We start from the raw sequence: 11,260 nt of genomic DNA on the forward strand, positions 1-11,260 counted from the left end.
ATCTAAACGCGATAAATTTTAATTGAGCCATCTCAACCTTAATTTATCATTTAACTTAGTTGTAACTGAATCAAAATGAGCATCAAACGCCGTCACTTTCTAATTTTAGGCAGTCTCAGCAGCTTAGGTTTTGCCGGAGTCTGGAAAATGTTTCAGCTTCGGACTTCCTGGGGTACAGACACCGATGCTGCTGTGGCTTCTAACGTTGAGGCAGAAAGGGCGATCGTCCCTTTGCCGGCCTCACAGCCTATTTTACGCTTTATTTCGGTGGCCGACACCGGTACCGGCGCTGAAGGTCAGTATGCTGTAGCTGAGGCGATGGCGCAATATCACCGGGAAAACCCTTTTAATGTTACTGTTCTCGCCGGCGACAATATCTACAACAACGGCGAAATTGAAAAAATTAATGCTGTTTTCGAGCGGCCTTATCAGCCCTTATTGCAGCAAGGCGTAAAATTTTATGCTTGTCTGGGAAATCACGACATCCGCACTGCTAACGGCGATCCGCAAGTTAAATATGCGGGTTTTAATATGCAAGGTCGCTACTATACTTTTCGGCGCGATCCGGTACAGTTTTTTGCTTTAGATACCAATCACAATGCGGATTGGAAAAATCAGCTTGTTTGGCTGGAAAAAGAGTTGAGTCAGAGCACGGCATCTTGGAAAGTTGTGTTCGGTCACCACCCGATTTATTCCTCTGGCGTCTACGGATCGAATCAACCTTTTATTAAGACTTTGGCGCCTTTGTTTCAAAAGTACGGCGTGCAGCTTTATATCAACGGACACGAGCACAGTTACGAACGCACTCGCTCGATTAACGGTACGACTTATTTAATTTGCGGTGCCGGCGGGGGCACTCGTCCGGTGGGGCGTTCTGAGTGGACGGAGTATTCTGCTAGCCGCCTGAGTTTTGCGACGTTTGATGTCTATGATGACCGGATGTTTGTCAGTTCTATTGGTACTGACAAGCGGGTTTTTGACCGAGGGGTGATTCAAGTGCGATCGGCTTAATTCAGATTATATTCAGGAGCCAACAAAATGAATAGGGGTTGTAGAGCCAATAAAACTGGTTTTGTTTTAGAAACAACTGTAGAAGGTACGTTGAGAGGCCACGGATATCTCGAAATATGTCCCCAGTTGCCGAAAAAGCGCAAGCTAGAGTGGCTCTTAATCTCTACTGAAAATCCCAAGCGATATGCTAAACAGGTTTATATCGGGTCTAGCATTTATGAAACTGAAATAAATGTCGATTTTTACATTGTTAATTCCGGTGGGTTTTCTCGGGGTCTAATTGTTGAGTGCAAGTGGCAAGAAGACAAAGGTTCAGTAGACGAGAAGTATCCTTACCTCAATTTAAATATTAAAAATTGTTATCAAGTGCCAACTATTGTTATAGTGGGCGGTGACGGTATGAGGCAAGGTTCGATCGACTGGTTTAAAAAACAAATTCCTGACAATCAAAATCTGTTGGCAGTTCACAAGCTCGAAGGTTTTATTACCTGGGCTAACAAATATCTGTAACAGAACTTACGGAACTTGCACCGCGTGTGGGGAAACTACGTATTGCTCCTACAAAATATGCTTAGGATCGCGAATTAAATAATTTACACAAGTTTGTGGGGTGTAGGGGTTGGGCCAGAAAGCCCGCCATTTCTGGACGGGCGGGACGCCCATCCCACAAGAACCATCACGCATTGTAAGTTATTTAATTCTCCTTCCTTAATTAGAGACTTGGCTTAAATAAGATTTAAAATAAACGTATTAATAATTCCTTGATTTGGCCGCGCTTAGAAGTATTAGAATTAATTCCCCTAGATGCTGAAATTTCAATGATTTTTGGCAGAGATTTATTTGGGAAAAGTTGAGTATCGCTGTAGATTTTTTCGATAAAATCGCAGTTAGAATTAGACAGCATAACTTTCACGCCCCGTTCTGCAAGTTCTGCAAAAATATCTCTCAGTTTAATCTGTTCCGATTCTTTGAAATTATCCCGGCTGTAAGTCGTGAAGTTACTGGTGGCACTGATTGGATAATAAGGCGGGTCAAAATAAACAAAGTCTTCGTTGCTGGTAGCAAAATCCAAAATTTCACCGAATTTTCTGACTTCAATTTGAGCGGGCGCGAGTAAAGATGAGACCGATCGCAGTAAATCTGCTTGACAAATGTTAGGATTTTTGTATCGACCTATGGGAACATTAAATTCACCTTTTGAGTTTTCTCTATAGAGGCCGTTGTAACAAGTTTTATTTAGGTAAATCAGGCGTGCTGCTTTTTCTGTATCTGTTTTGTAGGAGCGCGATCGCACCCAGTAATAATAATCTTTATTGTTCTTGGTATGTTCTAACTGATGATCCTCTAAAAGTAGAATCAGCTCCTCAACTTTATCCCTGACACAGCGATAAGCATTAATCAACTCAGGATTAATATCTGTTAAAACAGCTTGCAAACCAGGGTGCTGCTGTGCTAAGTAAAAAAATACAGCTCCGCCACCCAAAAAAGGCTCGTAGTAAGTTGTGAACTTTTCAGGAAAATAAGGTTGATATTGTCCAATCAACCGAGTTTTGCCTCCTGCCCATTTCAGAAAGGGACGTGGCAAGACGAAAGAAGGTGCGGCAGCAGACATTTATCTAGAAATAACGGCCCTATAATATTTATCACAACTAGAACTCAATAGACATACTTCTGAAGTTGTTACCGGAGGTCGCGTGGCATTAAGTGGCATTAAAAAGACAGTGCCGGAGCGATCGGCGAAAAGTTTTCGTTAGAATTATATATGTCAGCCTCGCCGGCAAAAATGCCCGATCGCCAGATCGGCAGATTTAGCTCCGGCTGTGCCAAAATTGTCTAACTCGCTCACAAGTGTTACCAGTCAAAGATTGTACTGTGACACTTTACCCCACCAAGCCCATGCAAGATTTTATTAATAACGTCTCTCGCTACCCGCGCTTTTTCATTACGATATGTCTGGGAATTTTCTTTTTCCTGTTCGAGCGACTCAAACCCCTGCTCGATCGACCGACAAGTGCAATCGCCCTGATTAGTTCGATTGTAGCGACTTTTGTCTTTCTAACTTTTACACTGCGGGCTATGTTAGGCCTGAGTTCGGTTTAAAGCCAAGCTAGAACGCAAACATCAACGGCAAATTCAGTTAAAACACTAACTCCCAAAGTAACTGCCAATTCTTGCAGGCGATCGCACACTTGACAATAGTCGCTGCGATAGATTGGAAGAGGAAGTTAGTAAGCGGCGTTACGTCAGCGCTGCTCAACCAAGCCGCAGGCCCACATTACCGAAGTGCAGGACAAGCGTTTGGGGCTATCAACATTCACTGGGGAAATACTGCACCTCTGTTTCCCCGGTGTCCCACTTAATCATTAGGAAGCGGCACACCCCGCCCCGCTTTCCTCTCCCGTTAACCTGACGGTATCACGAGAGTTTCCAGCGGACAAGACAGATGAAGTTTGAACATATCTATCAATTTTTTCAAGACCCCCCTCCTGTTTATCTAAACAAGGAATTAGCTGTGTGTTACATTCTCTCCGTGTTATTGCGCGGAGATTCCTACGGTACAGAACTGATTGGCCAACTAGAGAGGGAATTCCCCATCTACCGACTATCTGATACCGTTCTCTACAGCGCTCTGAAATTCCTCGAAGATGAAGCCGTAATCACCGGTTACTGGAAAAAAGTAGAAGGACGCGGCCGCCCCCGCCGGATGTATCAAATCCTTCCTGAGTGGCGTCACCAAGCTCAAGACCTCGCTCGTCTCTGGCATGAGTACATTGGTCAGGGAAACGGCTCGTCAGAGCGTCGTTCCCGCGCCTTAGAAACTGGTCACACAGGTTAGCCGAGTTGGAATCGGATGCCTAAACCCTGGAGATGCTGGCGCTACTTGCAAAGCGATTTGCCGGATTGCCTTCGCTTTGCTCGATCGCCACACAGCGATTAAAGCAGCTACACTACGTCAGGACTTACGCATTGTCACTTGAGAATTAGGGATGATGGGGAGATATGGGAATTATTGGGTGATGGAGAGCAAAACGCCTTGCAGAAGAAGCTTTCTGCGAATTTTGATAACAAAGTGTCCGCGTAAGTCCTCGATCGCTTTCTTATGTAAAGTTCTGTAAAGTAATAGTAGATAATTTCAATTACACAAACTTCTACCAATGGATACTGCTGTTCTTCCCTCTACCTTTGTGCTGACGCTGCTGTTGGCCGTAGGCTTGTTTTTCTTCATCAAGGCTTCAGTCAAAGATCGCATCGAACAAGTCAAGCTGGCTTCCGAGAGCGCCCAAGAGTCACTGTTAACCGACTTACAACAGTATTTTGCCGATAGAGCTTACCGAGTTGCAGCCGTCGATGCCCCCAACTATAAAGTCACGTTTGAGGGTTTTGTGCGGCCGAGTTGGTTTCTAGCTATTTTTCTAACTCTGCTGAGTGCAGGTGGCACTCTGTGCTTGGGACTGGTTTTGGGAATGCTAGTTCCTCAGCAGGGTCAAATTTTCCTAGCTTTGGTACTGCTGTCCCCGCTGGCGGGGGTATTTTACTGGAAAAAAGCTGGACGCTCTGAGCAAGTCTCCCTCAAACTCGAATCAGTTGCTGAGTCGGGAAGCCCAACCAAGAGCTTTGTTACTGTCAGAGCTCACCGCGATGAACTAGCAGCCATGCAAAAAGCTTTAGATTTGAAACCGATCGATTAAAAGTTTGACGCGGAACGTTTTTTGATATGCTAGATGCCGTAGTTAGACTTCGAGCTGACAAACCCATGACTCAAAAGCGGCTCTCTAGTTGATCAACCCGTGGCTGTTTTTTTGAGCCACTTGTTCGATCGACAAAGTTGATCGACAAAACAGTCAAAAAAAAACCATTATCGTGAAAGTGCCAATTGTGGCGATCGCCCTTGGGCTGCGATCACGCCTGTTGCGATGGCTCCTTATACCCTAATTTCTAAGGACTTTTCGCAGAAATTTCAGTTGGCACTCTCCAGACAATGAGAACTCTCGCGCTTTTGTTAAAAAACTTAGAAAAACATTGCTGTCAATGTTTTGAGCTAAACATTTTGAGCTATGCGCGGCTGGCTGACACCACAGGAATTTTTTCTGTGGTAGCTTCCAACATCACCTTTAAGCTGGGAAACAAGAAATGGTTCTCTTCTACGTATTGGGCTCCAAATAAACCTTTTTCAGCCCAGAAGTATCTGTCAGTGGTATGCTCGTTACGCTTGACTAACAGCAAAGCTGGGGGAGCAATGCCTTCTGCATGGATGAACTTGCGAGCCGCTGTTACGGGTTTATCTTCGCCGCTCTCGATGCTATATTGAGGCACACACTCTAAAATTCTGCGTCCTTCTTGTCGGCGGCGACTCTTGCGTTTGCGTCTCCTGGCCAATTTCTTTACCTCCTCTGTGAGCAGACAGTATGAGCAGACAGGTTGTAATGATAGCTACCAAATCCGAGGCCAGTATATCCGTTCTAGCTCAAAATTTCAACTGTTTTTAATATATCGACATAATCTTAACATTCGTGCCGATCGACAAAAGTGTAGCGGTTGTGCTATGGTGGGCCGCAAGTTCCGCCAAAAGCCCAGCTTGGGGATCTGTGGAAGCTGCGCGGAGGGCGATGCGGGGCAATGTTGGTTCATGAAAGCCCCATGCCTTCAACATAGCTGCCTTCTATCAAAGGGAATAAATCTGAAATCGAGAAGTATCTCATCAGTAATCGGCCGCCGATCATTTGTAATTTACTTAAAATTCCGTTAGATATCTTAATGTGGCGCTCATGTTAATGCCAGCCAGTTCAGAATTTGTCAAACTTTGCCGTTCGCAGGTGGCTATCGCCGTTAGTTTGGGAGCGAAATTCAGCGCAGTATACCTGACACAAGAGTTGGTAGAAGGCAGCGAAGCAAAGTTGGTGCCGATCGCAGTTTACCCAGAAACCTCAGCCGAATTGGAAGAAAATCAGGGGTTGAGGTTGCAATCTTCCGAAAGCTCGACAGTGAAACCGGTACCGCGACTGCTGGCGCCGCCTGTTCGGCCTGTGGAAGAATCAACGGTAGAGGCGATCGCACCCGATCGACTTCCGGGTAAGGAGCGGAGTTCCCATCAGTGCCAAGGCCCGGAGAATTTGTGGCAGCAGCGGATGCAAATTGTGACGCCTCTGATACACGAGGGAGCTGTAATGGGACTCCTAGTCAGCGGTCGGCAAGACAGGCCTTGGAACGAGCGAGAAGAGGCTCAAATACAACAAATTGCTCGCACCTTAGCCCTAGCCTGCATTTTAGACCAGCGATCGCAGTGGATGCAGCAGGAATTGGGTTCTGCCCGACAAATCCAGGCTCAGGTTTACGACACGATGCACAATTTGCTGCACCAGTTCAAAAGTCCGCTGACAGCGTTGCGAACTTTTGGCAAGCTGTTAGCGCGGCGGCTGGTACCGGAAGACAAAAACCGCAATGTGGCTTTTAGTATTGTCCGAGAGAGCGATCGGCTACAAGAGTTGCTGGGCCAGTTCGATCGAACTGTTGACACCGGCGAAGCACATCTAAAACTGCGATCGGGCACTTCAGAAAAAGCCATGTCCAATGTGGAATCAATCCGGCATTCTCCTCTGTCGCTGTCACCTGTGGCCAATTTGGAGGAATCCTGTTTTGTTACAGAAGTCTTAAAACCGCTGTTAAATTCCGCCGAGGCGATCGCATCTGAAAGGAATCTGAAATTGGTCGCCGACCTGGAGGCGAATTTGCCACCAGTCTCAGCGAACGATCGAGCTTTGCGCGAAGTTTTGAGCAATTTAATTGACAATGCTTTGAAATATACCCCTGCCGGCCGCCAAATTTATATTAAAGTCCGGTACAAAGCAGCGGATGGCGATCGGGCAGGATACAGCCAATTGCCTGCCATAGCAGTTGCCGTCAGCGACACAGGTTCCGGCATTCCTCCCCAGGATTTAGAGCATTTATTTGAGCGGCACTACCGGGGAGAAAAAGCGCAGACAGAAATTCCGGGTACAGGATTGGGTTTGGCGATCGCCCGCGATTTAGTCCGCCAAATGCAAGGAGAAATAGAAGTATTTTCCCCACTCAATCCAGAATGGCTGCCCTCTGCAGAAACTAATTTATTATATCCAACCGATCGCGGCACTACATTTGTGGTTTGGCTACCAGTGGATAAGTAACGAACTCTATTGCTTAGAGACATTTTTTATGAAGCATCTACCTTTATTCGATAAAATTCCCAAGTTTTCAAATTCTTTAGAAATTTTCAAAAAACACTTTTTTCGTGTACGGTTTTTAGCTGCTTTTAACATTCTGACTGTTCTGATTTTGGGCGGGCTGAGCGTATACGCAAAACTCAACAACCAGGGAGACGGAGTTGAACGCCTGTTTAGCGACCCTTTTAATTTCTGGTTCCCTTACGAAGGAATTCTCACCGGAGTTTCCGAAGTCCTCTGGTGCACCCCAGTCGCAATTTGTGCATTTACTTTCGGAGTGCTGCGCCAAAAAGAGCCGCGGAGTAGATCGGGGATGTTCTTATTTTTTAGTGCTTTACTACTCGGAGTCTTTTTCCTAGATGACAGGTTTCGGATGACTTTGATGCTTTCTGGGTTGGGAATATCTAGCAAATTAATTTATTTCTGTTATGGTAGTGCTGTTTTTTTTTACGGAGTTAAGTTTTGGAGAGACATCAAAACCACTCCTTACCTGCCATTAGTCGTAGCATTCGTCTTGTTTGCTATCTCACGGTTTGAGGATATTTTTGAGTCTCAAAGTCTAGGAGTACACGCGATGTTAGAAGATGGCACTAAATTATTAGCTCTTCTGAATTTAGCACTGTATTTTTGGCACGTATGTCATCAAGAAATCGGGCGGCATTTACGGCATAGGGAAGAACGTTGAGCGCCCAGATTATTTTACAAAAAAAGGCGTTTATAAATTAGGGTATAACTAAGCAACGCCGGCGAGCGCATAGAACCAAAATAATTTATTTGATTTTGATATGGCATCGGAAGATTAGCCAATTTTAGATAGTGAATTAATAATCGAAGGGAATGTCTGAGCAACTTGTTACCTGATGTAGAATAACAAAAAGTTTTTCCTGTCAAACGAGCTATCAGGATGTGTTAATCTTGTATTTACGCGCTCAACAATTCAACACCGCCCTAATTGATGTATCACCGGTTTCATCAGCTTTGACTATTTTTTTACGAAACTCGATCCCATAAATTTTCATTTTTTCTGCTTCTCTACGGAATGCAGCGTACTAAATATACATGGAATATACTGTATTTTTACGGCACAGTTGGTAACGCCTCGGAAGAGATTGTTAAAAAATATATTGCAAACCAACACAATTAAGTTAGAAGAATGTGGCTAAAGCCGCAGCAAGTCCCCACCCCAGCAAAGGGGGGACTTGCTGCAGGAAAAAATTCTGTCAGAATTCCGATGAATGAGGAATTAGCAATTACCCTATTCTCATGCAACTGAAAACCGATATATAGCAATCCTAAATCATTTGTGAATTTCTTACTCCCTCCCCTTGATAAGGGGAGGGTTGGGGTGGGGTAAAAAGTTTACGACTCCTGCAAGGATTGCTATATGATCAATCAATTCAGCCAGATAAGTTTTCTAGGCATTCGCTACAGCGATCTTAGTGGCTCTACAGATAGTCGGCAGATCAATAATAAATTGCGTTCCCTGCTCTGGCGTAGAAATACACTCCAATTGACCGCAGTGTTTTTCTATCAGAATTTTTCGGCTGATGGACAATCCCATGCCTGTACCTTTTCCTATGGGTTTAGTAGTAAAAAAGGGAGTGAAAAGTTTAGCACGAACTGTTTCTGTCATGCCCACACCATTATCAGAAATTGTTACCAGGATGTGGGAAGCCGAGCTAATATTGTCATGCGAATTGCCGGGTACAACTTCAGTCCGAATCAAAATCTGGGGGTGAAAAACTGCACCATCTTCTCTACTTAGCCGCTCTTCTAAAGCATCTATAGCATTCGCTAAAAGGTTCATAAACACCTGATTGAGCTGACCGGCATAACAGTTCACAAGTGGCAATGCACCATAGTCTTTTATCACATTAATAGCAGGCCGATCAGACTTAGCCTTTAGTCGGTGCTGTAAGATCAGCAAAGTGCTATTAATGCCTTCGTGGATATCTACTGATTTAATTTCAGTTTCATCCAACCGCGAAAAATTGCGTAGAGAGTGAACAATATTGCGAATGCGTTCGATCCCTAACTGCATGGAAGAAAGCAATTTTGGTAAATCATCTATGATAAATGGCAACTCTGCATCTTCTATTTCATGGATAATTTCTGCTTCTGGTTGCGGGTAATACTTTTGGTAAAGATTCAACATATTAATGAGTTCTTTAATATAGTCGTTCGCGTGGGATAGATTGCCGTAAATAAAGTTAACCGGATTGTTGATTTCATGAGCGACACCTGCAACTAATTGACCGAGACTAGACATTTTTTCACTTTGAACTAGCTGGAGTTGTGTTTCTTGGAGTTCTTTGACAAAATGCTCTAAGGCAACAGATTTTTGGTGCTCTTTTTCTTCACTGAGACGGAGTGCTTTCTCTACTTGTTCGCGTCGCTCTATTTCAGACTGCAATTTATGACTTAGAGAAAAACTTCTCAAAGCTGTTAGCATCGTAGTGTATAGCTTTGATGTCGTTAATTCAGTTTTAGTTTTATAGTCATTAATATCGTAATTGATAATAATGCTTTTTTCAGGTACTTGTCCGGGTTGACCCGTGCGTAAAATAATTCGCACTAACTGGTTGCCTAAGACTTCGCGGACATATTTAACAAAGTTTAAGCCAGCATCATCTGTTTCCATAATTACATCAAGTAAGATGATGGCAACATCAGGATTTTCTTGGATTAGCTGTTTAGCTTCACGAGCGGAGTAAGCATTAATGAAGGTTAAAGATTTATTTTCAAAGACAAACTTCCTTAGTGAAATTTCGGTAGCGGTGTGAACTTGAGACTCATCATCTACAACTAAAATTTTCCAGCTTTCACTCAGTTTTTCTTCTGTGGTTTCATCTGCAAACAATATCTCGTCATCCGAGTCGATTACTTCGGCAAAGTATACTGTTTCTGGAGATGGTTGAGTTAACAAATCGTCAAAATCACTTTTCATTGCTGTACACCTTTATTTTTTACTAATGTTTAGGTTTGAAGTTAGAAAACCTGTTAAGAAAAAGGCAGAAGGGAGAAGAGTTACACAGCAACCTTTTCAGTCATCCTTATTTTACTTTTAAGGAGGTAAACTTACTTAGTTATCTTGGCCAGGAAATCGGAATTGGAAATCTACATTGGTGAATCAATTTGCATGGGTAATTTAATAATAAACTTGGTTCCTCTTCCCACCTCACTGATACATTCAATTTCACCTTTTAGTTTTTGGGTGACTAAATTATAGACAATATGTAACCCTAACCCACTGCCACCTTGACCACGCTTAGTGGTAAAGAATGGCTCAAAAATTTTACTTAAGTTTTCTGGGGGAATACCTTTACCTTCATCGGCGTATTCAAACCTTAGCCGATTACCTTCTTGCTCCCAATCAAAGATTAGTTCCCCAGAAATCCCTGGTTCGTAGGCATGAATCAGAGAATTGATTAGCAAGTTTGTCACAACTTGGGACAATGCTCCTGGATAAGAATCTATAGCTATTTTGCTATCTCCCTTAATTTTAAGCGAATGTTGGCTATTTTTCAACTTTGGTTTTAATTGTAATAAAATTTCATCAAGATAAGGTCTGATCTGGAAAGTACGTCGTTCTTCGCTAGAGCGATCTACTGCTACTTGCTTAAAGCTTTGAATCAAGGCTGCCGCCCGATCTAGGTTAATTAGAAGTGCTTTACTGCTTTGACTAGCAATATCGACAAACTCTTCTAAATCCGAGCGCTTCATTTTGCCACTTTTATAAATAGATGCAAATTCTGTGGTATTTTCTGCCAAAGCTGAAGCAACAGTGACGCCCACTCCGATGGGAGTATTAATTTCATGGGCAACACCAGCAACTAATCCTCCTAGAGATGCCATTTTTTCAGATTCGACTAGCTGAGTTTGGGTGGCTTTTAAAGCCTCTAGGGTGTTCGATAATTGTTGAGTACGATCGCTCACTAATTGCTCTAAGTTTTGATTAAACTCCTGTAAAGTTTTGTAAAGTTGAGCATTCTCAATGGAAATAGCAATTTGGGCAGATAAAAGTTTTAACAATTCTAGGCGATCGGTAGTAA

At 43.5% G+C, this 11,260-nt stretch carries 13 protein-coding genes; 8 read left to right on the forward strand and 5 right to left on the reverse strand.

Annotated elements, in window-relative coordinates; genetic code table 11:
- Nucleotides 1–75 precede the first annotated feature (75 nt).
- Both QUA34_RS21780 and QUA34_RS21785 read left to right on the forward strand, forming a co-directional pair.
- Complete coding sequence (locus QUA34_RS21780) at nucleotides 76–1,011, forward strand: metallophosphoesterase (RefSeq protein WP_333323461.1); 936 nt, start codon at nucleotides 76–78, stop codon at nucleotides 1,009–1,011.
- A gap of 27 nt (nucleotides 1,012–1,038) precedes the next feature.
- Entirely contained in the window at nucleotides 1,039–1,521 is a 483-nt protein-coding gene (locus QUA34_RS21785) for a PD-(D/E)XK nuclease superfamily protein (RefSeq protein WP_333083600.1), read from the forward strand.
- A 226-nt stretch (nucleotides 1,522–1,747) separates the two neighbouring features.
- Here the strand turns inward: QUA34_RS21785 and QUA34_RS21790 are convergent, their stop codons facing one another.
- Complete coding sequence (locus tag QUA34_RS21790) at nucleotides 1,748–2,623, reverse strand: DNA adenine methylase (protein WP_333389213.1); 876 nt, start codon at nucleotides 2,621–2,623, stop codon at nucleotides 1,748–1,750.
- 284 nt (nucleotides 2,624–2,907) lie between these two features.
- Here QUA34_RS21790 and QUA34_RS21795 point away from each other — a divergent pair, with 284 nt between their 5' ends.
- The 3 genes from QUA34_RS21795 to QUA34_RS21805 all read left to right on the forward strand — a co-directional run bounded on the left by QUA34_RS21795 (nucleotide 2,908) and on the right by QUA34_RS21805 (nucleotide 4,700).
- Entirely contained in the window at nucleotides 2,908–3,111 is a 204-nt protein-coding gene (locus QUA34_RS21795) for a DUF751 family protein (RefSeq protein ID WP_333083642.1), read from the forward strand.
- Nucleotides 3,112–3,454: 343 nt separating this feature from the next.
- The gene (locus QUA34_RS21800) at nucleotides 3,455–3,847 is read left to right on the forward strand and encodes a PadR family transcriptional regulator (RefSeq protein ID WP_333083597.1); all 393 of its coding nucleotides are present in this window, start codon (nucleotides 3,455–3,457) and stop codon (nucleotides 3,845–3,847) included.
- A gap of 319 nt (nucleotides 3,848–4,166) precedes the next feature.
- Complete coding sequence (locus QUA34_RS21805; RefSeq protein ID WP_333083596.1) at nucleotides 4,167–4,700, forward strand: cofactor assembly of complex C subunit B; 534 nt, start codon at nucleotides 4,167–4,169, stop codon at nucleotides 4,698–4,700.
- Nucleotides 4,701–5,064: 364 nt separating this feature from the next.
- Here the strand turns inward: QUA34_RS21805 and QUA34_RS21810 are convergent, their stop codons facing one another.
- A complete protein-coding gene (locus QUA34_RS21810) occupies nucleotides 5,065–5,388 on the reverse strand; it encodes a DUF3155 domain-containing protein (RefSeq protein WP_006635576.1) in 324 nt (107 codons plus the stop codon).
- Nucleotides 5,389–5,494: 106 nt separating this feature from the next.
- Nucleotides 5,495–5,662 carry a hypothetical protein gene (locus tag QUA34_RS21815; protein WP_333323467.1) on the reverse strand — a complete coding sequence of 56 codons (168 nt, stop codon included), beginning with the start codon at nucleotides 5,660–5,662 and terminating at the stop codon, nucleotides 5,495–5,497.
- 121 nt (nucleotides 5,663–5,783) lie between these two features.
- Between QUA34_RS21815 and QUA34_RS21820 the strand changes: the two genes are divergently transcribed.
- The 3 genes from QUA34_RS21820 to QUA34_RS30250 all read left to right on the forward strand — a co-directional run bounded on the left by QUA34_RS21820 (nucleotide 5,784) and on the right by QUA34_RS30250 (nucleotide 8,352).
- The gene (locus QUA34_RS21820) at nucleotides 5,784–7,172 is read left to right on the forward strand and encodes a GAF domain-containing sensor histidine kinase (protein WP_333323469.1); all 1,389 of its coding nucleotides are present in this window, start codon (nucleotides 5,784–5,786) and stop codon (nucleotides 7,170–7,172) included.
- A gap of 28 nt (nucleotides 7,173–7,200) precedes the next feature.
- Entirely contained in the window at nucleotides 7,201–7,893 is a 693-nt protein-coding gene (locus QUA34_RS21825) for a hypothetical protein (RefSeq protein WP_333389214.1), read from the forward strand.
- Nucleotides 7,894–8,247: 354 nt separating this feature from the next.
- On the forward strand, nucleotides 8,248–8,352 hold the full coding sequence (locus QUA34_RS30250) for a transposase (protein WP_445242835.1): 105 nt from the start codon (nucleotides 8,248–8,250) through the stop codon (nucleotides 8,350–8,352).
- Nucleotides 8,353–8,622: 270 nt separating this feature from the next.
- Here QUA34_RS30250 and QUA34_RS21835 read toward each other — a convergent pair whose 3' ends face one another.
- Both QUA34_RS21835 and QUA34_RS21840 read right to left on the reverse strand, forming a co-directional pair.
- A complete protein-coding gene (locus QUA34_RS21835; protein ID WP_333389215.1) occupies nucleotides 8,623–10,155 on the reverse strand; it encodes an ATP-binding protein in 1,533 nt (510 codons plus the stop codon).
- Between the two features lie 170 nt (nucleotides 10,156–10,325).
- Nucleotides 10,326–11,260: GAF domain-containing sensor histidine kinase (locus QUA34_RS21840; protein WP_333389216.1), on the reverse strand; the 935-nt coding region annotated here is incomplete at its 5' end.

Source organism: Microcoleus sp. POL10_C6, from assembly GCF_036701585.1.
GTDB lineage: Bacteria > Cyanobacteriota > Cyanobacteriia > Cyanobacteriales > Microcoleaceae > Microcoleus.

Coding starts and splice junctions, on each gene's coding strand:
- QUA34_RS21780 (WP_333323461.1), top strand. CDS start 76: ATGAGCATCAAACGCCGTCACTTTCTAATTTTAGGCAGTCTCAGCAGC.
- QUA34_RS21785 (WP_333083600.1), top strand. CDS start 1,039: ATGAATAGGGGTTGTAGAGCCAATAAAACTGGTTTTGTTTTAGAAACA.
- QUA34_RS21790 (WP_333389213.1), bottom strand. CDS start 2,623: ATGTCTGCTGCCGCACCTTCTTTCGTCTTGCCACGTCCCTTTCTGAAA.
- QUA34_RS21795 (WP_333083642.1), top strand. CDS start 2,908: ATGCAAGATTTTATTAATAACGTCTCTCGCTACCCGCGCTTTTTCATT.
- QUA34_RS21800 (WP_333083597.1), top strand. CDS start 3,455: ATGAAGTTTGAACATATCTATCAATTTTTTCAAGACCCCCCTCCTGTT.
- QUA34_RS21805 (WP_333083596.1), top strand. CDS start 4,167: ATGGATACTGCTGTTCTTCCCTCTACCTTTGTGCTGACGCTGCTGTTG.
- QUA34_RS21815 (WP_333323467.1), bottom strand. CDS start 5,662: ATGTTGAAGGCATGGGGCTTTCATGAACCAACATTGCCCCGCATCGCC.
- QUA34_RS21820 (WP_333323469.1), top strand. CDS start 5,784: ATGCCAGCCAGTTCAGAATTTGTCAAACTTTGCCGTTCGCAGGTGGCT.
- QUA34_RS21825 (WP_333389214.1), top strand. CDS start 7,201: ATGAAGCATCTACCTTTATTCGATAAAATTCCCAAGTTTTCAAATTCT.
- QUA34_RS30250 (WP_445242835.1), top strand. CDS start 8,248: ATGCAGCGTACTAAATATACATGGAATATACTGTATTTTTACGGCACA.
- QUA34_RS21835 (WP_333389215.1), bottom strand. CDS start 10,155: ATGAAAAGTGATTTTGACGATTTGTTAACTCAACCATCTCCAGAAACA.